The sequence below is a fragment of the Azospirillum griseum genome (assembly GCF_003966125.1).
Classification (GTDB): domain Bacteria; phylum Pseudomonadota; class Alphaproteobacteria; order Azospirillales; family Azospirillaceae; genus Azospirillum; species Azospirillum griseum.
In genome coordinates, this window is sequence record NZ_RXMA01000017.1 from 98,832 (window position 1) to 119,725 (window position 20,894).

Sequence of the window (20,894 nt, forward strand, 5' to 3'; positions counted from 1 at the left end):
TGCGAAAATCCCGCCATTGGGTTGCAATGGATGGGAATGGCGCGCGCCGTGGAGACCAATGTTCTCGTCGTTGACGACTCGTCGGTTGTCCGCAGACTCATCAAAGAGCATCTGGAAGACTACAATTACCGGGTCCTGCTCGCCAGGGATGGGGCGGAAGCGTTGGAGCTGTACCGCAGCCAGGACGTCCACGTCGTCATCACCGACCTGGAAATGCCCCGGATGAACGGGCTGGAGCTGTGTTGGCTGATCCGGGCCGACGATGACCAGCACCGCACCTTCACCATCCTGATGACCACCGACGCGGACAGCCAGCGCCGGATCGAAGCCTTCGACGCCGGGGCCGACGAGTTCCTGATCAAGCCGATCGATCTGCCGATGCTGCGCGCCCGCGTGCGCGCGGGCGAACGGATCACCCGGACGCACCGGGCGATGGCCAATCTTCTCAACACCGATTACCTGACCGGGGTGATGAACCGCCGCCATTTCATGGAACGGCTGGAGCGTGCCTACGACGAATCGGTGCGCCACGGCGCGCCGCTGGCGGTGGCGATGTTCGACATCGATCATTTCAAGACGATCAACGACACCCACGGCCATTCGAACGGCGATCTGGCGCTGAAGCGCTTTGCCGAAAACAGCGCGGCGCTGGTCCCGGAGGGCGGTTTCCTGGGCCGTCTGGGTGGGGAGGAGTTCGGCATGGTCCTGCCCGCCGATGATCTGGCGGCGACCATCGCCCAACTGGAGCGCATCCGCGAATCGACCGCCGCCCTGACGGCGGTGCGGGCCGATGGCGGTTGTTTCGGTTTCACCGTCAGCGTCGGAGTCTGCCCGACCCAGGGGGCCGAGTCGGCGGTGGCGGTGCTGGCGCGGGCCGACGAGGCGCTTTATTTCGCCAAGCGCAACGGGCGCAACCGCACCGTGGTGTGCGGGGCGGAGGGGGTGGTGCTGAAGGCGCGCTTCCATGTGATGTGATCGCGACAGGGTTAGGTGATCGCGACAAACGCATGACGCCGCTGTGAAACTTTTCCATCGCCCCGCAGTCGGTCGTGGACGATCCCGGTTTTTCTCAGGCACACTCCTTGCCCTATGCGGAAGCCGGACGGCGCGGTGCGCGGTCGGGTCTCCGCCAACGCTTTGCGAACAGGGAGATTGGGTGCCATGCCGACGATCACGCCGACGCTCGCCACCGCCGCGATGACCGAATCCCAGCGGTCCAGCGTCGAAACCCAACGCGCCGCCAAGAGCTTCTCCCGCCGCCTGCTGCTGAAGAGCGCGGCGGCGGTGGCCGGTGTGGCCTCGGTCGGTCCCTTCATCCTGCGCGAAGGCCGCGCGGCCTCCGGATCGGTCAAGATCTTCTCCTGGGCCGGTTACATCAGCCCGGACATGCTGGCCGATTTCGAAAAGAAGACCGGCGTCAAGGCGACCCTGACCGAATACGGCACCAACGACGAGCTGCTGAACCAGCTCAAGGCCACCGGCGGGGCCGGGTTCGACATCATCCACCCCACGGTGGACCGCGTGCCGAACTACGTCGATTTCGATCTGGTCCAGCCGCTCGACGAATCGAAGGTCAAGTGGGACGGCTGCCTGAAATCGTCGGTCGAGGGATCGGCGGGCATGGGCGGCGTCGTCGGCGGCAAGCGCTACTTCGCCCCGGCCGATTGGGGGACCGAGGCGCTGGCCTATGACATGAAGAAGGCCCCGCTCGCCTATGGGACCGCCAGCTACGGCGACCTGTGGGCACCGGCCAACGCGGGCAAGGTGACGGTGCGCGGCCATTCCTCGCTGATCGGCATCGGGCTGTGGCTGGAAAGCCAAGGCAAGCTGCCGCATTCCCTGCGCGACCAGTTCAAGGACGAGGCCAAGGCCCGCGCCAACTTCGACGCCATTCTGAAGGTGGCGGTTGCCAACAAGAAGTCGGTCGCCCAGTTCTGGACCAACGAGAACGAGGCGCAGGGTGCCTTCCGCACCAACGGTTGCGTCATCGGCCAGACCTGGGATTCGACCGCCGTGGCGCTGCGCAAGGAGGGGCTGCCCGTCCGCTTCATCGCGCCGAAGGAAGGCTCGCTGGCCTGGATGGAAGGCTTCGCCATTCCCAAGAAGGCGGAAAACCTGGAAAACGCCTACGCCTGGATCAACTGGTTCTACACCCCGCAGGCGGGCGCGCTCTACACCAACTTCTCCGGCATCTCCAGCACGGCGGTGGGGGCGGAAGCGCACCTGACCGACCTGAACAAGCAGTTCTTCGCCGACGCCTATCCGGGCGACGCGCTGCAAAAGCTGTGGTGGTGGCCGATCCAACCGGCCTGGTACGTCTCGATCCGCAACGAGTACCAGGACCGCTTCCTGGCCGCGTAAGGCACGGCGCGACGGGGAGGGGGCCGTCCTCCTCCCCTCTCGCCACCCCGTCGCTGATGGGGGAGGATTCGCAGGGACGCATCAGGGGACTCCATGAGCCAAGACGTTCAACTCGATTCCGTGACCATGCGGTTCGGCGAGGCCATCGCCGTCAACAACGTGTCGCTGACCATCAAGGCCGGGGAGTTCTTCAGCTTTCTCGGCCCGTCGGGCTGCGGCAAGACCACGATCCTGCGGATGATTTCCGGCTTCATGGAGCCGACCAGCGGCGTCGTCCGCATCGGCGGGGCCGACATGCGCGGCATCGGCCCGAACAAGCGGCCCACCGCCCTGATCTTCCAGAATCTGGCCCTGTTCCCCCTGATGACGGTGGCCGAGAACATCGGTTTCGGGCTGGAGGTGCGCGGCGTGCCGTCCGCCGACCGGGCCAGGCGGGTGCGCGAGCTGCTGGAGCTGGTGGCCTTGCCCGACACGGCGAACAAGCGCGTCACCGACCTGTCGGGCGGCCAACGCCAGCGCATCGCCATCGCCCGCGCCCTGGCGGTGGAACCGGCGGTGCTGCTGCTGGACGAACCGCTGTCGGCGCTGGATCTGAAGCTGCGCCAGCACATGCGGGCGGAGTTGCGCGAGTTGCAGCGGCGGACCGGCGTCACCTTCATCTACATCACCCACGACCAGGGCGAGGCGCTGACCATGTCCGACCGCATCGGCGTGATGTCGCGCGGCGTGCTGGAGCAGGTGGGCGACGGCCCGACCATCTACGACCACCCGGAAACCGCCTTCGTCGCGTCCTTCGTCGGCGAAACCAACCGTTTTGCCGGAACGGTGGCCGAATCGGCGGAGGGCTGGGCGGTGGTGGACACCGGATTCGGGCGGCTGCGCGGGCGCAACCCCCGGCGGCTGTCGCCGGGCGACCGCGCCACCCTGTTCGTCCGTCCCGAACGCTTGACCCTGGGGCAGGAGGAAAACGCGCTGGAGGCCCGGGTCAGCCACCGCGATTTCGAAGGGGCCTTCGTCAACGCCTTCCTCGACGGCGGGTTGACCGTGCAGGTTCCGCATCTGGGCCATGACCCGGTGTTCGTTCCCGGTCAGGCCGCCCGGCTGGGGTTCCGCGCGACGGACGCGGTGGCGTTGCCCACCGCGCCCTGAGTTGCGATCAGCCCGCGCATTCAGCCGCCGCCCACCGGCAGGCTGGCGCGGAAGATCGCCTTGTCGAAATCGTCGATCAGGGCGTCGATGCGCAGTTCCCACCGGCCCTTCACCGGCAGGATCAGCCCGTCGAGCGCGAAGGCTCCGGGGCCGGTGCGGGTCGGGCGGCGGGTCAGCGGCTCGATCCCGGCGGCGGGCTGCGACAGCTCCACCACCAGCTCTTTCGGGTCGAACGGGCCGCCGTCGGCCTGGGTCAGGTGAATGGTCAACCGGTTGGGGCCGACCCGCGCCGGGTCCAGCCCGATCACCGCCTGCCGCCCCTTTGCCGCCGTCACGCTGCTGTAGCCGATCGGGGCGTCCGCCACCGGCTTGGCGGCGATCGTGCGCGGCGGTGGGGTGGTCCCCAGCCCGGCGGTCAACATCACCACCAGCCCCATCAGCGCCACTTCCGTGGTGATGCTGAGGCGCAGCAGCCGATTCGCCCGCTCCCGCTCCGCCCGCCCGCCGCGCTCCAGCGTCGGCGTCAGGCGCCAGCGGTTGACGGTGGCCAACCCGAGCAGGGCCGCGACTCCGGCCATCTTCAGCAGCCAGATTTGGCCATAGACGGTGGAGCCGACCCGGTCGGGGGCGGTGATCTGCACCACGCTCAACCCCAGCCCGGCCAACAGCAGCAGGGCCACCGCCGCCACCGCCAGGGTGGAGAAGCGGCGGACCAGCCGGGCCGCCTCCAGCGCCGGGGCGTGGCGCAGGATGGCGCGCAGCGGGGCGAGCGCCCCCAGCCAAAAGGCGGCGGTCAGCGCGTGCAGCCCGACCAGCGGGGCCGACAGCGCGGTGGGCGGGGCGGTGGCGGCGTGGCCGGTGGTGGTCAGGGCACCGACGGCGACCAGCGCCCCAGCCATCAGGAACAGCCCACCGCCGGTGCCGGAGCGGTTGCGCCACTGCCCAAGGGCGAGCAGCGCCAGACCGGCCAGCGCGATGGCGGCGCTGAGTCCGCCGGTGCTGGCCAGAACCACCCGCCACGCGTCCGCCGTCAGCAGGGCCAGCGGCGTTTCGCCGATCAGCACCGCCCCGGTCAGGCCGAGATTCAGCGGAACCGCCAGCAGGGCGATGGCCAACGTCATCGGTTGGCGGGCCAGCCGCGCCAGCGGTGCCCAGCTTGTGCCCGTTCCGCCCGCACCGGATCCTCTGGCGGTCTGGATGCGGTAGGCGGCACCCGGTGCCACCAGCGCCAGAAACAGCCCGCCGCCCGCCGCCGCCAGCAGGCTGCCGTAATGCAGCGCGCGGGCGGCCATGGCGGCCAGCAGGGTCCGATTGCGCCCGCGCTCCTCCGCCTGCTCCGGCCGTTCCGGCGTGACGCCGACGCCGAAGATCAGCGACCCCGCCACCGGATGCCCATCGGCCGAGGTGACGCGGTAGCTGAGGGTGTAGGCCCCCGGCGTCGTCGGCAACGGCGGCAGCGGGACCCGCAGATCGGAGTCGCTGGCCTGCGCCGGGCCGGGCAGCGCCAACGCCCCAGCGGGGCCGAAGGCGTGCAGCGCCACCGGCGTCACCGGCTCGTTGAAGCGCAGGCGCAGCTCGGCGGGCGGGCGGTCGAGTCGCGCGCCGTCCACCGGGCTGGACTCCAGCAGCACGGCGTGGGCGAACGCCGAACCGGGCATCAGCAGCAGGGCCACCAGACAGACGAGGCGGCGGAGGAGGCGGGCGGTGCTCATTGCGGCTTGGCCGTCAGCGTCAGGCTGGGGGCCGGTTCCTTGTAATCATGGGCGGTCTTGCCGGGTTCGGGGATCTCGATCCAGCGGTTCACGCCCTTGTCGCACTCCTGCACCACCGGCACGTGAATCACGGTTCCGGCGGGCTTCTCCGGCAATTTGGCCTGGAAGACGAACTCGTCATAGAAGGCGTCGGGCAGCGGGCCGCCGGTCCACGTCACCTCGGTCACGCCCTTGGTGATCGTCTTGCCATGGCTGACGAAGGGGGTGGCGTAGGGGCCCTCGACGGTGGACAGCGTCCAGCCCGGCTTGGGCATCGGCTTGACCGACACCACGCCCTCCGGGATGCGGACGCGGATGGCGGTGGTGGCGCTGCCGTCGCAGCCATGGCCGATGCGGATCACCGCCTTGTAATAGCTGCCGCTCGGGGCCTGCTGGACCTCCAGCGTGGCATGGGCGGCGGCGGTGACGGGCAGGACGGCGGCGGACAGGGCGAACAGGCCGACAGCGGCCAGCGTGGCGCGGGTGGCGCGAATCATGGGGAGTCTCCGAAAAACGGTCTGACGAGGAAGGATGGAACGCGAGTCGTCAGGCCGTGGCCGGAGGGGCGCGGGCGTGGAAGAGGTGATGGGGGTGGTCGGCGCGCGGGGCCGCGCCGCCGAGTCGCGGGCGGTCGGCCTCGACCCAGGCGGGGGTGGGCAACAACGGCCCATCCGCCGGGCCAAGCGCAACCGTGTCCGCCGACAGGCAGAGCGGGCAGCGCTTCAGATGGTCGCCAAGATTGGGGGCGTCCGGGGCGGACTCGCCGGGCGCGTCGGGGCTGGCGCTTTGAGTCGGGGCCAGGCACAGCCAACCGTCCGCCGCCAACGCCCGCAACGGCGGCGGGACATGCCAGCCCAGGACCAGGGCATGGACCAGCAGAACCGCCACGGCCACCAGGGCCGTCGCGTGGGTCCACAGTCGATGATCCGATCCGGTCCGGCGGGGCGCGCGCATGGTCCTGACTATGGCGTCCGAGTCGCGGCGGCGCAAAGGGGGAAATGCCGGTGCGGACGGTTGTGGTCACACGCGCGCGCTTGCGCCAGGCAAAAGCCCCATGATAGGCGTGGATTGTTCGGATTCGTATTTGAATGACCGTTCAACAAAAAGGAGCCGCCCGCGCGATGACCGAGGTGATCCGCCGATACGGCCCGGTTCTGACCGGCCTGATCCTGCTGGCGGTGGCGCTGTGGCTGGCGCTGCTGGTGGTGCTTCCCCAGATCATGATGGTGGATTTCTCCTTCCGCCCATCGCTGCCGCCGTCCAAGCTGGGCGGGCCGGAGGATGTCTACACGGTCAAGAATTACGCCACGCTGTGGACCAACCAAATCCATCTGGCGATCTTCATCAAGACGATCTGGGCCAGCGCCCTGGTGACGGCGGTGACGCTGGCGGTCTGTTACCCGGTGGCCTTCTATCTGGCCCAGGTGGCCCCGAAACGGCGGCTGCCGCTGTTGATGCTGATGCTGATCGTGCCCTTCTGGATCAACGAGCTGCTGCGGACCTTCTCCTGGTACATCATCCTCGCCTTCAACGGCCTGTTGAACAGCCTGCTGGTGGGGCTGGGGATCTTCGACGAGCCGCAACGGATGCTGGGCGGCGACGTCGGCGTGATCGTCGGCATGGTCTATGTCTACATCCTGTTCATGGTCTTCCCGCTCTACAACGCCATCGAATCGCTGGACCGCAACCAGATCGAGGCGGCGCGCGATCTGGGGGCCGGGTGGCTGCGCATCCATTGGCGGGTCGTGCTGCCCCACGCCAAGCCGGGCATCGCGGTCGGCTGCATCATGACCTTCATGCTGGCGGCGGGCAGCTACGCCGTTCCGGCCCTGCTGGGCGGGCCGCAAAGCCGCTGGTTCACCGAGGTCATCTACAACTGGTTCTTCGAGGGCGGGAACTGGAACCAGGGGGCGGCCTACGCCTTCATCCTGCTGGTCCTGTGCATCGGCGTCATCCTGACCGCGATGAAGCTGTTCCGCGTCGGCCTAACCGACATCGCCAAATGACCGGCATCACCACGTAAGGATAGACGGATGTCCGCCGACCGCTTCCGCCGCCTGCTCACCGGCTCCTATCTGGTGATCTTCTTCGCCTATCTGTTCCTGCCGCTGCTGGTGATGTCGGCGGCGACCTTCAACAGCAGCCGCTTTCCCACCATCACGCCCTGGATGGGTTTCACGCTCGGTTGGTTTTCGGCGCTGTGGGCCGATCAACGCATGTGGTCGGCGCTGGGGACCAGCCTGATCGTGGGGGCGGGCGTGATCCTGGTGTCGGTCCCGCTGGGGCTGGCGGCGGCCCTGCTGCTCGACCGGTTGCACAGCCGGGCCAAGACCTTCCTGTACGCGCTGGCGGTGTCGCCGCTGCTGACGCCGGGGGTGATCGTCGGCATCTCCACCCTGGTGTTCTGGCGCGAGTGGTTCGGCGTGACCGGCGGGCTGTTCCTGACCATCGTCGCGCAATCCAGCTTCATCGCCGCTTACGCGATGCTGCTGTTTTCCGCCCGTCTGCAACGGTTCGATCTGACGCTGGAGGAGGCCGCGCTTGATCTGGGCGCGACGCACGGGCAGGTGTTCCGCCGCATCACGCTGCCCTACCTGACGCCGTCGATCCTGTCGGCGTCGCTGCTGGCCTTTTTGCAGAGCTTTGAGAATTACAACACGACGCTGTTCGTGCGCGGCCTGGAAACCACGCTGACCGTCTACATCGCGTCCAAGGTCCGCACCGGCCTGACGCCCGCCGTCAACGCGCTGTCGCTGATCCTGATCGCGCTGACCGTGCTGGGGGCCGTGACCTACGAGATCCTGCGGCGGCGCGAGGCGCGCCGGGCCGCAGGAACCGCAGGGGCAGAGGGCTGAGAGCGCGCGCGGCGAAGGTCCCGCCGCGCGCCGTTCCGCCGGTCTGTTTACTCGTCGTCGCTTTCATCGGCGTCCGCTTCGATCTGCGAGGCGAGATCGCGCAGCATGTCGATGACGTCCTCGTGGCTCGTCTCATCGACGGCCGAGTTGACGGCGGCCTCGATCATGGCGACGGCGATGTAGGGGCCGAGCGGGCCGCCTTCCTTGATCGCCGCGTCCAGATGCTTTTCAGCGATCGACAGCGCCTTTTCGAACAGCGCTTCCGCCGTCTGGTTGGTGTCCTTGCTCATCGTCCGTTCCGTTGCGGAGGGTTGGTTTGGATTCCAATAACACGGACCCCGCGCGGCGGGCGCAGGAAATCGCCGGGGGCTGTGCAAATAGCCACGCTTGCGGGGGGAACGCCCATGCCGCACAGTGCGGCCCCGTATTGACCTTTGCGGCATAGGGCGGACATGAGCGACAACAAGGATCTGACCAACCCCGGCAGCTATGGGTTCTGGTGGGAGGAGCGCGTGCGCTTCAACGACCTCGACGCGCTGGGCCACGTCAACAACAACGCCTTGGGCGTCTTTTTCGAGCAGGGCCGCATCGCCATGTTGCAGGCGGCGGGCGGTTTCCGCGACTCCGACGATTGGACGGTCGTGCTGGCCCGCAGCCTGATCGAATACAAGGCCGAGCTGCTCTACCCCAACACGGTCCGAGTCGGGGTGTGCGGGCTGCGCTTGGGGACCAGCTCCATGACCATCGGCGTCGGCATCTTCCTGGGCGACCGCTGCATCGCCACGCAGGAGGCGGTGTGCGTCATCGTCGACAAGGCGACCCATCGCCCGACTCCGATACCGGAACCGTTGCGCGCGGCGCTGGCACCGGCGTAAAGGGGGGCGTTCCCCCTTTCCCCTGCGCCAAGGCCGCCCGTCGTGAAACCCTTCCCCAAGCGCCCCGTCGCGAAACGGCGTCCGCCCGCCGAACCGCGTGAGTTCGACGTCGCCATCACCGACATCGGCGCGCGCGGCGATGGGCTGGCGACGGTGGAGGGGGCGCGGCTGTTCGTGCCGCTGACCGTGGCGGGCGACCGGGTGCGGGTGCGCGTCACCGATCCGCTGGACGCCGCCACCGCCAAGGGCGAGGGCGTGCGCGCCGACCTGCTGGCGGTGCTGGAACCGGGGCCGGGGCGCGGCGATCCGGCCTGCCGCCATTTCGGCCGCTGCGGCGGCTGCACGTTGCAGCATCTCAGCGCCGACGCCTACCGCGCCTGGAACGTTTCGTTGGTGCAAGGATGCTTGGCGCGGGTGGGTCTGGGCGACACGCCGTTGGAACCGCTGGCCTGCACCCCGCCGGGTGCCCGTCGCCGGGCGCGCCTGGCGGCGTTGAAGCGCGGCAAGCGGGTGTGGCTGGGCTTCAACGAGCGGCAGAGTCACCGGCTGGTCGATCTGGAGGAATGCCCGGTTCTGACCCCGCGCCTGTTCGCGCTGGTCGAACCGCTGCGGGCGTTGTTGGCCGTGGTGTTGCCCGACGGCGATGGTTGCGACATCGTTCTGAACGACTTGGAGGGCGGCATCGACCTGCTGCTGGTTGGTCCCCGCCATTTGGAGCGCGGGGCGCGCGACGCGCTCGCGCTGTTCGAACCGGACGCCGTGGCCCGCATCGCCTGGAAGGCCGATGACCGCAGCGGGGTGGAGCCGGTGGCCAACCGACGCCCCGCCGCCATTCGTTTTGAAAACGTTCCAATTGTTCCGCCCCCCGGAGCCTTCCTGCAAGCCAGCGCGGCGGGGGAAGCCGCACTGGTGGAGGCGGTGCGCGGTGCAATCGGGGGAGCGGGCCGGGTGGCCGATCTGTTCGCCGGGATCGGCACCTTTTCCATTCCGCTTTCGGAACAAAACGCGGTTCACGCGGTGGAAGGCGACGTCGAGGCGGTGGCCGCGCTGAGCCGGGTGGTGCAGGGGCGGCGGTTGACTGTGGAGCGGCGCGACCTGTTCGAACAGCCGTTGACCGCCAAGGAACTCGGTCGTTTCGATGCGGTTGTCTTTGACCCGCCGCGCGCCGGGGCCGCCGCGCAGGCCGAAACCCTGGCGGCGAGCAAGGTTCCGCTGGTGGTCGGCGTGTCCTGCAACCCGGCCACCTTCGCCCGCGACGCCCGCAAGCTGGTCGATGGCGGCTATCGCCTGACGACCGTGCGGCCGGTCGACCAATTCCTGTGGTCGGCCCATGTCGAACTGGTGGGGGTGTTCACCCGCTGAAGTCCCCCCGCCTTGCGGCGGGGGAAAGCGTTCAGTCCAGTTGCAGGACGATGGCCTTGAGATAGGCCGATTCGGGCAGATTGGGGTGAACCGGATGATCCGGCCCGGCCCCGGCGCTGCGCAGGATGCGGCCGGTGCGCCCGGCGTCGTTCAGACCACGGGCGACCTGTTCGGCAAAGGTGGGCGGATCGACGTTGTGGCTGCACGAGCCGCAGAGCAGGAAACCGCCCGGCGCGGTGATGCGGGCGGCCAGACGCGCCATCTTGCGGTAGGCGCGGCAGCCCGCCCCCAAATCCTTCTTGGCCTTCACGAAGGCGGGCGGATCGGCGATCACCACCTCGAACCGCTCCCCGGCGGCGTCGAGCCGTTCCATCTCCTGGAAGGCGTCGGCCCGGCGGGCTTCGAAGCGGTCGGCGACGCCGTTGGCCGCCGCCGCGCGGGCGGCGTTTTCCAGCGCCAGGGCCGAACGGTCCACCGCCACGACGGAGGTGGCCCCGGCGACCGCGCATTGCACGCCGAATCCGCCGTTGTAGCTGTAGAAATCAATCGCCCGCCCGCCCTTGGCCAGCGACGCGATGAAGGCGCGGTTGTCGCGCTGGTCGTAGAACCAGCCGGTCTTCTGGCCGTCCAGCGGGTTGGCGAAGAAGGTGACGCCGTTTTCCTCCAGCCGGATCGGGCCGTCGATCACGCCCTTCACCAGCCGGGTTTCCTCCGCCAGCCCTTCCAACGCCCGTTGTGTCCCGTCGTTGCGCAGGATGAGGGCGCGCGGGGCCAGCACCGAATCGATGGCGGCCAGAACCGCGTCGATGTGGCGGTCCATGAACACGGAATTGGCCTGGACCGTCACCACATCGTCGAAACGATCAACAATCAGGCCGGGCAGTCCATCGGCCTCGGCGTGGACGACGCGGTAGAAGGGGCGATCGAACAGGCGTTGCCGCAGCGCCAGGGCGCGGCCCAGACGGTCGGCGAAAAAGCCTTCGTCGATTCGGGCCGCCGGATCGGGCGACAGCAGGCGCGCGGCGATCAGCGTGTGCGGGTTGAAGGCGGCGATGCCCAGGGGCTTGCCGCTGGCCTCCAGCAGGCGCACGGGGCTGCCGGGGGCGACCGCCTTGGCGGCGGCGTCCATCTGGACTTCGTTGGAATAAACCCAGGGGTGGCCATGCTGGACGCGCCGCTCACGGCCGGCCTGCATGTGAATCGTCGGGTATTTGACGGGCTTGGGGGCGCTGTCGGTCATGGGGCCGCATCCTAGCCACAAATCGGCCCGCCCGCAAATCAGCCCTCCCGCACTTTGGGCATGCACAATAGTTCCGCTGCGGTTTCCGCCGCCCGGATCGGCGCGCGAAATCACTCGGTCATGGCGCGGTCGGGCAGGCGGTTGTCGTTGCTGCTGTCCAGCGCCTTGCACAGCCGGATGGTTTCGCGTCTATGCCCTTGGCGAAAGAAGCAATCCGCAATCGGATTGTTTGTTGTATCATCAAATATACAACGCTCCGGCAGGCTGGTGTGGATGGCGGTGCAGCCAAACCGCCGCGCCACGCCATCCATGGCCTCCACCAGGGTTCCCGCCACCCCCGGAAGATCGAACAAATCCAGCACAACAAAGTTCTCCACGGTCATAACGCGACCGTGGCGCAGATGCTCCCCGATGGCGTATGAGAACAGCCCGTGGAGGTACCCACGCGCGTTCTGCACCGTCATGATGCCAGACCGCGCGTCGGTGGCTCCGCCCGCTTCCAGGACCGCTGCGGCAAAAGCGCGCCATTGCTCCACGGCAAGGCCGGGGGCGATGGTGCACACCAGTGGATAAGCCTGGTCAATCTGACGCCGACCAAGGGGTTTCGCGATGAAGCTGTCGTCCATGACTGTCCGGCCAATTGCGAGGACACTGAACGATGGCAGTCCGGACCCGGGGGCGGCGTTGACGTAGATCAATGTTGTGGCAGCCACCCCTACACATAGTGGGATTATTGGAGGCAGGCGTGTCCGAAGCCGATCCGTGCGTGCATCGGACCAGAACCTGCCCCCCTCCTTAACAGTACGTACCCAGCGGTGGTGCAACCCAGAAGGCGCGGCTTCCGGCCGCCCGGGGCAAACGGGAGAGATTGTATGACATCAGCGACTCTGACTTCAGGGGCCACCCTGGGCAGCCAGCGGGTGTCGGAAGACGTGCGTTACTACGAAGACGCCATCCGACTCTTCGTTATCGCTGCGACGTTCTGGGGCGTGGTCGGCTTTCTGGCCGGCACGTTCATCGCCCTGCAACTCGCGTTTCCGGCGCTGAATCTCGGTCTGGAATGGACCAGCTTCGGGCGTCTGCGGCCGGTCCACACCTCGGCCGTCATCTTTGCGTTCGGTGGCAACGTTCTGTTCGCCACCTCGCTCTATTCGGTGCAGCGCACCTGCCGTCAGTTCCTCTTCGGGGGCGAAGGGCTGACGAAGTTCATCTTCTGGAACTACAACATCTTCATCGTGCTCGCGGCGCTGAGCTACGTCCTGGGCTACACCCAGGGCAAGGAATACGCCGAGCCGGAATGGATCCTCGATCTGTACCTGACGGTGATCTGGGTGTTGTACGCCATCCAGTTCGCGGGCACGGTGATGACGCGGCGCGAGTCGCACATCTATGTGGCGAACTGGTTCTTCCTGGCCTTCATCCTGACCGTGGCCATCCTGCATCTGGGCAACAACATGAACGTCCCGGTGTCGTGGACGGGCATGAAGTCCTACCCGTTCGTGTCGGGTGTGCAGAGCGCCATGGTGCAATGGTGGTACGGCCACAACGCGGTGGGCTTCTTCCTGACCGCCGGTTTCCTTGGGATCATGTATTATTTCGTGCCCAAGCGCGCCGAGCGTCCGGTCTATTCCTATCGCCTGTCGATCGTCCACTTCTGGACCCTGATCTTCCTCTACATCTGGGCCGGTCCGCACCACCTGCACTACACCTCGCTGCCGGACTGGGCGCAGACGCTGGGCATGACCTTCTCGGTCATGCTGTGGATGCCGTCCTGGGGCGGCATGATCAACGGCATCATGACCCTGTCGGGGGCCTGGGATAAGCTGCGCACCGATCCGGTCCTGCGCTTCCTCGTGTCCTCGGTTGCCTTCTACGGCATGTCGACCTTCGAAGGTCCGCTGATGTCGGTGAAGCCGGTCAACGCGCTCTCGCACTACACCGACTGGACCGTCGGCCACGTGCATTCGGGTGCCTTGGGCTGGGTGGCCTTCATCTCCTTCGGCGCGCTGTATTTCCTGGTTCCGGTTCTGTGGAAGCGCTCGCAGCTCTACAGCCTGCGTCTGGTCAGCTACCATTTCTGGACCGCCACCGTCGGCATCGTGCTGTACATCACCGCCATGTGGGTGTCGGGCATCATGCAGGGCCTGATGTGGCGCGCGTACGACAACCTGGGCTTCCTCCAGTACTCCTTCGTGGAAACCGTCGCGGCGATGCACCCGTTCTACGTCATCCGCGCGATGGGTGGTGTGCTGTTCGTCATCGGCGCGCTCATCATGGTCTACAACCTGTGGCGCACGGCGAAGGGTGACGTCCGCATCGAGAAGCCTTACGCCTCCACCCCGCACAAGGCGGCGGTTGGCGCGGCCTAAAGCCCAGGAAGGATGCTAGAAATGGCTCAGGAAAAAAAGGGCTTCAGCCACGACCTGATCGAGCGGAACACGCTTCTGCTCATCGTGTTGACGCTGATCACCGTGTCGATCGGCGGTCTGGTGCAGATCGTCCCGCTGTTCACGATCGAATCGACCATCGAAAAGGTGGATGGGGTCCGTCCCTATTCGCCGCTGGAAGTGGCCGGTCAGTCGATTTACATCCGCGAAGGCTGCTACAACTGCCACAGCCAGCAGATCCGTCCGTTCCGTGACGAGGTCGAGCGCTATGGCCATTACTCGCTGGCGGCGGAGTCGATGTACGACCACCCGTTCCAGTGGGGGTCGAAGCGCACCGGCCCCGATCTGGCCCGCGTCGGTGGCAAATACTCCAACGACTGGCAGGTCGCCCATCTGGTGAACCCGCGCGCGGTCGTGCCGGAATCCATCATGCCGGGCTATGCCTGGATGAAGGACCGTCCGTTGAACTACGGCGACATCAGCGACGTCCTGAAGACGCTGCGGGTTGTCGGCGTCCCCTACACGGATGACCAGATCAAGAACGCCAAGGCGGACCTGGAAGCGCAGAAGAACCCGGACGGCGACACCGCCGCCCTGATGAAGCGCTACCCGAAAGCCGTCGTGGCGAACTTCACGGGCAACAAGACCGTCACCGAAATGGACGCTCTCGTGGCCTACCTGCAGGTGCTGGGCACCATGGTGGATTTCACCAAGTACCAGTCGCCGAAGCAGCTCCAGCAGTAATCGGGGGACAAATCCATGGATTTGGACGCGATCACAGTGATGCTTCGGTCGTTCTGGACCGTGTGGTTGATGGTGTTGCTGACGGGCATCCTGGTTTACGCCATGTGGCCCGGCAACCGCCGCACCTTCGATCACGCGTCCCAGATCCCGCTCAAGGATGATGGTCAGGAGTTTTAGGCCATGGCACAGAATTACAAGGACGAGTTGTCCGGGGTCGAAACCACCGGCCACGAGTGGGATGGGCTGCGCGAGCTGAACAACCCGCTGCCCAAGTGGTGGTTGTACATCTTCTACGTCTGCATCGCCTGGGCGATGGTGTATTACGTCTTCTACCCGGCCTGGCCGCTGGGCAAGACCTACACCAAGGGCCTGCTGGGCTATTCGCAGCGCGAGGAGCTGGTCGGCAAGTTGGCCGAGGCGAAGGCCGGTCAGGCCAAGTTCCTGACCGCCATCGCCGCCAAGTCGGTGGACGAAATCCAGAAGGACAAGGACCTGCTGGGCTTCGCCATGGCGGGTGGCCGGTCCTACTTCAACGAAAACTGCGCGGCCTGCCACGGTGCGGGCGGCCAGGGTGCGAAGGGCTTCCCGACGCTGGCCGATGACGTGTGGCTGTGGGGCGGCAAGACCGCCGACATCTACCAGACCATCCAGCACGGCATCCGTTCGGACGACAAGGACACCCGTGGCACGCCGGGTGCCGGCATGACCGCGTTCGGCAAGGACGGCATCCTGAACCGCGATCAGATCGATCAGGTGACGGACTACATCCTGTCGCTGAACAACAAGGCCGCCGATCCGGCGAAGGTCGCCAAGGGCAAGACCGTGTTTGAGGAAAACTGCGTCGCCTGCCACGGCGACGCGGCGCAGGGTTCGGTGGCCGCTGGTCTGGACGGCGTTGGCGCGCCGCCGCTCAAGCAGGCCAACTGGCTCTATGGTGGCGACAAGGCCACGCTGGTCGAGACCATCACCAACGGTCGCGCTGGCATGATGCCCGCCTGGTCGAAGCGTCTGGACGACGCGACGATCAAGTCGCTGGCCATCTACGTCCACAACCTGGGCGGCGGTCAGTAACCCGTCCTTCTGGTTGAGACGCGTTGATGCTGATGCCGGGGAGGAAACTCCCCGGCATTTTTTTGTTCCGCCCGCCTGTGCCCCGTCTGTGCCCTCATCCGCAGGCGCTGGTGGTGGTTTGATCCAGCGCAATGCCGCTGCGGCATTCGGTCGCCATAGTGGTGCCACGGCCCCCACCCATTCTTGTGTGCGGATGCGGAGCCGACAGCGGCCCGCCCCAACGAAAAGGCGAGGGAATGAGCACGGCCACGGACACGCCCGACAAAGCCCCCAGGATCCGGCGCACCCCTCCCGGCAAGCCCAAGGGTGGTCCGCCCGACACGCTGTTCGAGACGCACAGCAAGGTGTATCCGAAATCCGTCCATGGCCGCTTCCGCCGGATCAAATGGGCGGCGTTGATCGTCATGCTGGCGATCTATTACGTCCTGCCGTGGCTGCGCTGGGATCGCGGGCCGAACGCCCCGAGTCAGGCCGTGCTGCTCGACATCGAACACCGGCGCTTCTACCTGTTCTTCATCGAGCTGTGGCCGCAGCAGATCTATTACCTGACCGGGGCGCTGATCCTGGCGGCGTTGGGGTTGTTCCTCGCCACCTCGCTGGCCGGGCGCGTCTGGTGCGGCTACGCCTGCCCGCAAACCGTCTGGACCGACCTGTATGTCTGGGTCGAGCATCTGGTGGAGGGGGAGCGCGGGACCCGCATCCGCCGCGACCAGGGTGGTTGGACCGTTGACAAGCTGTGGCGCAAGGCGGCGACCAACGCGATCTGGCTGTTGATCGCGCTCGCCACCGGCGGGGCCTGGATCTTCTACTTCACCGACGCGCCGACCCTGCTGGGCGAGCTGCTGCGGCTGGAGGCGTCCTCCACCGCCGTCGGCTTCATCGGGCTGTTCACCGGAACCACCTATCTGCTGGCCGGATTCGCCCGCGAACAGGTCTGCACCTACATGTGCCCGTGGCCGCGCTTCCAATCGGCGATGATCGACGAGGACAGCCTGATCGTCACCTATCAGGAGTGGCGCGGCGAAGGGCGCGCGCCGCTGCGCAAATCCCAAAGCTGGGAGGAGCGGGCCGAGGCCGGGTTGGGCGACTGCATCGATTGTTCCAACTGCGTCCAGGTCTGCCCCACCGGCATCGACATCCGCGACGGCTTGCAGATGCAGTGCATCGGCTGCGGCCTGTGCGTGGACGCCTGCGACGACATCATGACCAAGATCGGGCGTCCGACCGGCCTGATCCTTTTCGACACCCAGACCAACCAGATCGCGTTGTCGTCCGGCGGCGCGCCGGTCAAGGCGCGCTGGCTGCGCCCGCGCGTCATCGTCTATGGGCTGGGGATGCTGGTGATCGGCGGGGCCATCGTCGCCGGTCTGGCCCTGCGCCCCGGCCTGGACATCAGCGTGCTGCGCGACCGCGCGCCGCTGTTCGTCACGCTGGCCGACGGCACGGTGCGCAACGCCTACACCTTCAAGATCTCCAACATGACCCGCGACCCGCGCGATTACGAGCTGTCGGTCAGCGGGTTGGCCGGGGCGACCATCGCCGTGGCGGGGGAGGGGCTGGCCGCCCAGACCGAGCGCCAGCGCCTGACCGCCGCCCCCGACATGGTCGCCACCTATCGCATTTTTGTGACCGTTCCGCGCGCCGCTTTGCGCGAGGCGTCGCAGCCGCTAAACCTCGTCCTCACCTCGGCCACCGGTGAACGCGCGTCGTACCAGACGGTGTTCATGGGGCCGGGAAACTGATAGGACCCGACACGGATTCGACTCCGATTTCGTGATAGGGTCCCGCAACACCAAGGCCATCACCGAGCATGACCATGACCTCTCCCACCACCGGCCTCCGCCCCACCCGCATGCCCCGGCAAAAGGGCTGGTACATCCCCTGGATTTTCGTGGGGCTGTTCCTGGTGGTCGCGGCGGTGAACGGGGTGATGATCCATTTCGCCGTGTCCACCTGGACCGGGCTGGAAACGGAGAATCACTTCCTCAAGGGCATCCAGTACAACCGCGATCTGGAGGGTGCCCGCGCCCAGGCCGAACGCGGCTGGCAGGTCCAGGCCGACTTCACCAGCACCGAACCGCGCAAGGGCCTGATCTCGCTGACCCTGCGCGACAAGGCCGGGGCGCTGCTGGAAGGGGCGAAGGTCACGGCCAAGCTGATCCGCCCGACCAGCGTCGGGCACGATGTGACGCTGGAGCTGCCGTATCTGGGCGAGGGCCGCTACGCCGCCCCGGTCACGGTGGCCCTGGAAGGCCAGTGGGATTTGCGGGTGGAGATCACCCACCCCACCGGCGATTACCAGAACCAGAAGCGCGTCTGGGTGCAGTGAGTGTGTGACGCCGACCACGGCGCGCCCGCTTGGGCGCGCCGGGCTGGGCCGGTGTCTGGCTGTTCGTTTTTCGGGTGATTCGACATGAGCGTCTGCCGCCATTGCGGGCAGGAGGTGACGGCGGGGGCCGATTCGGCGGTCGTCGCGTCCGATGGAACCGGGCCGTTCTGCTGCTCCGGCTGTGCCGCCGCCTATGATCTGGTGCGCGGCCTGGGGTTGGGCCGCTATTACGACCGGCGCAGCGTCGATCCGGCGGCACGCCCGCTGCGCCCGGAGGATGGGGCGGCAACGCTCGATTACAGCGCCCACGCCCGCGACGACGCCGACGGGGCGCAGTGCCTGCATCTGATGGTCGATGGCCTGCAATGCGCCGCCTGCGTCTGGCTGATCGAAACCGCCGTCGGCCAGCAGCCCGGCGTCGTTCAGGCCCGCCTGAACATGACGACCCGCCGGTTGATCCTGCGCTGGAATCCGGCGGAAACCGACGCCAACCGCGTGGTTGGGACGGTGGCGCAACTGGGCTACCGCGTCGTGCCCTTCGACCCCGACCAGTTGGGCGGGGCGCAGGCCAAGACGGAACGCGAGCTGCTGCGGGCGATGGCCGTGGCCGGGTTCGCCATGGGCAACGTCATGCTGCTGTCGGTGTCGGTCTGGGCCGGGCACAGCCAGGGCATGGGCACGGCCACGCGCGACCTGATGCACTGGATTTCCGCGCTGATCTGCATGCCCGCCATCGCCTACGCCCTGCGCCCCTTCGCGCGGTCGGCCTTTGGCGCGCTGCGGCGCGGGCGCACCAACATGGACGTGCCCGTCACCATCGGCGTGCTGCTCGCCACCGGGATGAGCCTGTTCGAGACGATCAACAGCGGGCCGCACGCTTATTTCGATGGCGCGGTGATGCTGCTGTTCTTCCTGCTGATCGGGCGTTACCTCGACCAGCGGGCGCGCGGCCGGGCGCGGTCGGCGGCCGAACAGCTTCTGGGCCTGCGCGCCAACGCGGTGACGATCCTGCGCGAGGATGGGACCAGCGCCGTGGTTCCCCCTGAACAGGTCCGCCCCGGAACCGTCATTCTGGTGGCGACCGGGGAGCGGATTCCGGTGGATGGCCGGGTGGTGGACGGCGTGTCCGACCTCGACACCGCGCTGATCACCGGGGAAAGCGTGCCGGGCAGCGTGCGCCCCGGCGATCAGGTCTTTGCCGGGATGCTGAACCTGACGGCCCCGCTGCGCTTGACGGTGACGGCGGTCGGCGAAGGCACGCTGCTGGCCGAGATCGTCCGCCTGATGGAGGTGGCCGAGCAGGGCCGGGCCAAATATGTGGCGGTGGCCGACCGGGTGTCGCGCCTCTACGCCCCCGTTGTCCACGTCACCGCGCTGACCACCTTCCTGTCCTGGCTGCTGCTGGGCGGGGCGGCGTGGCAGGTCGCCTTGATGAACGCGGTGGCGGTGCTCATCATCACCTGCCCCTGCGCGCTGGCCCTGGCGGTTCCGGTGGTGCAGGTGATCGCCAGCGGGCGGCTGATGCGCCAAGGGACCCTGCTGAAGACGGCGACGGCGCTGGAGCGGCTGGCCGACATCGACACCGTGGTGTTCGACAAGACCGGAACCCTGACCGAAGGCCGTCCCGTCCCGCAGCTCGACGGCGTGGCCGAGGCGGATTTGCGGCTGGCGGCGGCGATGGCCGGAACCAGCCGTCACCCGCTGGCCCGCGCGCTGGCCGCCGCTCTGCCCGGCGTGCCGGTGGCGAGCGGCGTGCGCGAAGTTCCCGGAGCCGGGTTGGAGATGGATGGGGCCGACGGGGTGATCCGCCTGGGCAGCCGCCGCTTCACCGGCGCGCCGGAAGAGACGCAGGACGCCGAAGGGCCGGAATTGTGGCTCGCCCGTCCGGGCGTGGCCCCCGTGCGCATCCTGTTCCTCGACGCCCTGCGCCCGGACGCGGTGGCGGTGGTGGCGGCGCTGCGCGCGCGCGGGCTGGAGGTGCGGTTGCTGTCGGGCGACCGGCGCGGCGCGGTGGCGGCGGTGGCCGCGCGGCTGGGCATCGGCGAATGGCGGGCCGGGCAGACCCCGGCGGACAAGACCGCCGCGCTGGCCGACCTGGCCGGTCAGGGCCGCCGGGTGCTGATGGTCGGCGACGGGCTGAACGACGCCCCCGCCCTGGCGGCGGCGTCGGTGTCGATGTCGCCGTCAACAGCGGTGGACGTCAGCCAGACGGCGGCGGACGTGGTGTTCCAGGGGCGGATGCTACGGCCCATCGTCGAGTCGGTCGAGGTGGCGCGGCGGTCCGGCCGTTTGGTGAAGCAGAATTTCGCCATCGCGCTGCTCTACAATCTGTGCGCGGTTCCGTTGGCGATGGCCGGGTTGCTGACGCCGCTGCTGGCGGCGCTGGCGATGTCGTCGTCGTCGCTGATCGTCATTCTCAACGCGCTGCGGCTGGCCCGTGGCTCTGTGGTCAAGGATTTGGGTGATGGACGAGCTTCTCTATCTGATCGCGATCGCGCTGTGCCTGGGCGGGCTGGGGCTGGCGGCGTTTCTGTGGGCGCTGAAGTCCGGTCAGTTTGAGGATCTGGACGGGGCGGCCAACCGCATCCTGTTCGACGACGAGGCCCCCGCCGCCAATTCGGCCCCCAAACCCGCCCGCGACGGTCAATAGCCCAAGCGGTGGCATGGACAAAGGAAGGGGGGTGCGCACGGGAATCGCATTTGGAAAAGATGAGTAGCAGCGTTCGTTGAAATGGATTCTGTATGTCGGCCCTTATGGCGGGAGCTGGGT

Annotated in this window: 21 protein-coding genes; 15 read left to right on the forward strand and 6 right to left on the reverse strand. The window is 67.6% G+C overall.

What is annotated here, in order from left to right:
• The first annotated feature begins 36 nt into the window (after positions 1–36).
• The 3 genes from EJ903_RS17230 to EJ903_RS17240 all read left to right on the forward strand — a co-directional run bounded on the left by EJ903_RS17230 (position 37) and on the right by EJ903_RS17240 (position 3,510).
• Complete coding sequence (locus tag EJ903_RS17230; protein WP_158627947.1) at positions 37–975, forward strand: GGDEF domain-containing response regulator; 939 nt, start codon at positions 37–39, stop codon at positions 973–975.
• 186 nt (positions 976–1,161) lie between these two features.
• A complete protein-coding gene (locus EJ903_RS17235) occupies positions 1,162–2,361 on the forward strand; it encodes an extracellular solute-binding protein (RefSeq protein WP_246015691.1) in 1,200 nt (399 codons plus the stop codon).
• A 93-nt stretch (positions 2,362–2,454) separates the two neighbouring features.
• On the forward strand, positions 2,455–3,510 hold the full coding sequence (locus EJ903_RS17240) for an ABC transporter ATP-binding protein (RefSeq protein ID WP_126617712.1): 1,056 nt from the start codon (positions 2,455–2,457) through the stop codon (positions 3,508–3,510).
• 20 nt (positions 3,511–3,530) lie between these two features.
• Here the strand turns inward: EJ903_RS17240 and EJ903_RS17245 are convergent, their stop codons facing one another.
• The 3 genes from EJ903_RS17245 to EJ903_RS17255 are packed head-to-tail and all read right to left on the reverse strand — an operon-like array spanning position 3,531 to position 6,215.
• Positions 3,531–5,222: a copper resistance CopC/CopD family protein gene (locus EJ903_RS17245; protein ID WP_126617714.1), complete on the reverse strand. Its 1,692-nt coding sequence runs from the start codon at positions 5,220–5,222 to the stop codon at positions 3,531–3,533.
• Positions 5,219–5,758 carry a YcnI family copper-binding membrane protein gene (locus EJ903_RS17250; protein ID WP_126617716.1) on the reverse strand — a complete coding sequence of 180 codons (540 nt, stop codon included), beginning with the start codon at positions 5,756–5,758 and terminating at the stop codon, positions 5,219–5,221. Before EJ903_RS17250 ends, EJ903_RS17245 begins: the two co-directional genes overlap by 4 nt.
• Positions 5,759–5,807: 49 nt before the next feature.
• Positions 5,808–6,215 (reverse strand): hypothetical protein, encoded by a 408-nt coding sequence (locus EJ903_RS17255; RefSeq protein ID WP_126617718.1) that lies wholly within the window; start codon positions 6,213–6,215, stop codon positions 5,808–5,810.
• Between the two features lie 167 nt (positions 6,216–6,382).
• On the opposite strand from EJ903_RS17255, the gene EJ903_RS17260 reads away from it, so the two are divergent.
• Positions 6,383–7,267: an ABC transporter permease gene (locus EJ903_RS17260; protein WP_126617760.1), complete on the forward strand. Its 885-nt coding sequence runs from the start codon at positions 6,383–6,385 to the stop codon at positions 7,265–7,267.
• A 27-nt stretch (positions 7,268–7,294) separates the two neighbouring features.
• Positions 7,295–8,116, forward strand: a complete 822-nt coding sequence (locus EJ903_RS17265; RefSeq protein WP_126617720.1) for an ABC transporter permease — start codon at positions 7,295–7,297, stop codon at positions 8,114–8,116.
• Positions 8,117–8,163: 47 nt separating this feature from the next.
• Here the strand turns inward: EJ903_RS17265 and EJ903_RS17270 are convergent, their stop codons facing one another.
• A complete protein-coding gene (locus EJ903_RS17270; RefSeq protein ID WP_126617722.1) occupies positions 8,164–8,406 on the reverse strand; it encodes a hypothetical protein in 243 nt (80 codons plus the stop codon).
• A 162-nt stretch (positions 8,407–8,568) separates the two neighbouring features.
• Here EJ903_RS17270 and EJ903_RS17275 point away from each other — a divergent pair, with 162 nt between their 5' ends.
• Positions 8,569–8,991: an acyl-CoA thioesterase gene (locus tag EJ903_RS17275; RefSeq protein ID WP_126617725.1), complete on the forward strand. Its 423-nt coding sequence runs from the start codon at positions 8,569–8,571 to the stop codon at positions 8,989–8,991.
• Positions 8,992–9,033: 42 nt separating this feature from the next.
• Positions 9,034–10,353 carry a class I SAM-dependent RNA methyltransferase gene (locus EJ903_RS17280; RefSeq protein ID WP_126617727.1) on the forward strand — a complete coding sequence of 440 codons (1,320 nt, stop codon included), beginning with the start codon at positions 9,034–9,036 and terminating at the stop codon, positions 10,351–10,353.
• A gap of 31 nt (positions 10,354–10,384) precedes the next feature.
• On the opposite strand, the gene EJ903_RS17285 is transcribed toward EJ903_RS17280, so the two are convergent.
• Entirely contained in the window at positions 10,385–11,593 is a 1,209-nt protein-coding gene (locus EJ903_RS17285) for a class I SAM-dependent rRNA methyltransferase (protein WP_126617729.1), read from the reverse strand.
• A gap of 110 nt (positions 11,594–11,703) precedes the next feature.
• Positions 11,704–12,291 carry a hypothetical protein gene (locus EJ903_RS17290; RefSeq protein ID WP_246015695.1) on the reverse strand — a complete coding sequence of 196 codons (588 nt, stop codon included), beginning with the start codon at positions 12,289–12,291 and terminating at the stop codon, positions 11,704–11,706.
• A gap of 174 nt (positions 12,292–12,465) precedes the next feature.
• Between EJ903_RS17290 and ccoN the strand changes: the two genes are divergently transcribed.
• From ccoN to ccoS, 8 genes are all read left to right on the forward strand, one after another.
• Complete coding sequence (ccoN, locus tag EJ903_RS17295) at positions 12,466–13,962, forward strand: cytochrome-c oxidase, cbb3-type subunit I (RefSeq protein ID WP_126617731.1); 1,497 nt, start codon at positions 12,466–12,468, stop codon at positions 13,960–13,962.
• A 21-nt stretch (positions 13,963–13,983) separates the two neighbouring features.
• Positions 13,984–14,724, forward strand: a complete 741-nt coding sequence (gene ccoO / locus EJ903_RS17300) for a cytochrome-c oxidase, cbb3-type subunit II (protein ID WP_126617733.1) — start codon at positions 13,984–13,986, stop codon at positions 14,722–14,724.
• A 15-nt stretch (positions 14,725–14,739) separates the two neighbouring features.
• Positions 14,740–14,901 carry a cbb3-type cytochrome c oxidase subunit 3 gene (locus EJ903_RS17305; protein WP_126617735.1) on the forward strand — a complete coding sequence of 54 codons (162 nt, stop codon included), beginning with the start codon at positions 14,740–14,742 and terminating at the stop codon, positions 14,899–14,901.
• A gap of 3 nt (positions 14,902–14,904) precedes the next feature.
• Complete coding sequence (gene ccoP, locus EJ903_RS17310) at positions 14,905–15,795, forward strand: cytochrome-c oxidase, cbb3-type subunit III (protein WP_126617737.1); 891 nt, start codon at positions 14,905–14,907, stop codon at positions 15,793–15,795.
• Between the two features lie 236 nt (positions 15,796–16,031).
• Entirely contained in the window at positions 16,032–17,537 is a 1,506-nt protein-coding gene (ccoG, locus tag EJ903_RS17315) for a cytochrome c oxidase accessory protein CcoG (protein WP_126617739.1), read from the forward strand.
• Positions 17,538–17,611: 74 nt separating this feature from the next.
• Complete coding sequence (locus EJ903_RS17320) at positions 17,612–18,124, forward strand: FixH family protein (RefSeq protein ID WP_246015697.1); 513 nt, start codon at positions 17,612–17,614, stop codon at positions 18,122–18,124.
• Between the two features lie 84 nt (positions 18,125–18,208).
• A complete protein-coding gene (locus EJ903_RS17325) occupies positions 18,209–20,683 on the forward strand; it encodes a heavy metal translocating P-type ATPase (RefSeq protein ID WP_126617744.1) in 2,475 nt (824 codons plus the stop codon).
• A complete protein-coding gene (gene ccoS, locus EJ903_RS27720; protein WP_246015701.1) occupies positions 20,643–20,774 on the forward strand; it encodes a cbb3-type cytochrome oxidase assembly protein CcoS in 132 nt (43 codons plus the stop codon). The genes EJ903_RS17325 and ccoS overlap by 41 nt, the downstream gene beginning before the upstream one ends.
• Positions 20,775–20,894 lie beyond the last annotated feature (120 nt).

What these genes read in the sequence shown, in the direction of transcription:
- EJ903_RS17325 (WP_126617744.1), top strand. Translation starts at nt 18,209, where the DNA reads ATGAGCGTCTGCCGCCATTGCGGGCAGGAGGTGACGGCGGGGGCCGAT.
- EJ903_RS17305 (WP_126617735.1), top strand. Translation starts at nt 14,740, where the DNA reads ATGGATTTGGACGCGATCACAGTGATGCTTCGGTCGTTCTGGACCGTG.
- EJ903_RS17265 (WP_126617720.1), top strand. Translation starts at nt 7,295, where the DNA reads ATGTCCGCCGACCGCTTCCGCCGCCTGCTCACCGGCTCCTATCTGGTG.
- EJ903_RS17275 (WP_126617725.1), top strand. Translation starts at nt 8,569, where the DNA reads ATGAGCGACAACAAGGATCTGACCAACCCCGGCAGCTATGGGTTCTGG.
- EJ903_RS17285 (WP_126617729.1), bottom strand. Translation starts at nt 11,593, where the DNA reads ATGACCGACAGCGCCCCCAAGCCCGTCAAATACCCGACGATTCACATG.
- EJ903_RS17235 (WP_246015691.1), top strand. Translation starts at nt 1,162, where the DNA reads ATGCCGACGATCACGCCGACGCTCGCCACCGCCGCGATGACCGAATCC.
- EJ903_RS17270 (WP_126617722.1), bottom strand. Translation starts at nt 8,406, where the DNA reads ATGAGCAAGGACACCAACCAGACGGCGGAAGCGCTGTTCGAAAAGGCG.
- ccoN (WP_126617731.1), top strand. Translation starts at nt 12,466, where the DNA reads ATGACATCAGCGACTCTGACTTCAGGGGCCACCCTGGGCAGCCAGCGG.
- ccoO (WP_126617733.1), top strand. Translation starts at nt 13,984, where the DNA reads ATGGCTCAGGAAAAAAAGGGCTTCAGCCACGACCTGATCGAGCGGAAC.
- ccoP (WP_126617737.1), top strand. Translation starts at nt 14,905, where the DNA reads ATGGCACAGAATTACAAGGACGAGTTGTCCGGGGTCGAAACCACCGGC.
- EJ903_RS17320 (WP_246015697.1), top strand. Translation starts at nt 17,612, where the DNA reads ATGACCTCTCCCACCACCGGCCTCCGCCCCACCCGCATGCCCCGGCAA.
- EJ903_RS17255 (WP_126617718.1), bottom strand. Translation starts at nt 6,215, where the DNA reads ATGCGCGCGCCCCGCCGGACCGGATCGGATCATCGACTGTGGACCCAC.
- EJ903_RS17260 (WP_126617760.1), top strand. Translation starts at nt 6,383, where the DNA reads ATGACCGAGGTGATCCGCCGATACGGCCCGGTTCTGACCGGCCTGATC.
- EJ903_RS17245 (WP_126617714.1), bottom strand. Translation starts at nt 5,222, where the DNA reads ATGAGCACCGCCCGCCTCCTCCGCCGCCTCGTCTGTCTGGTGGCCCTG.
- EJ903_RS17240 (WP_126617712.1), top strand. Translation starts at nt 2,455, where the DNA reads ATGAGCCAAGACGTTCAACTCGATTCCGTGACCATGCGGTTCGGCGAG.
- ccoG (WP_126617739.1), top strand. Translation starts at nt 16,032, where the DNA reads ATGAGCACGGCCACGGACACGCCCGACAAAGCCCCCAGGATCCGGCGC.
- EJ903_RS17230 (WP_158627947.1), top strand. Translation starts at nt 37, where the DNA reads ATGGCGCGCGCCGTGGAGACCAATGTTCTCGTCGTTGACGACTCGTCG.
- EJ903_RS17250 (WP_126617716.1), bottom strand. Translation starts at nt 5,758, where the DNA reads ATGATTCGCGCCACCCGCGCCACGCTGGCCGCTGTCGGCCTGTTCGCC.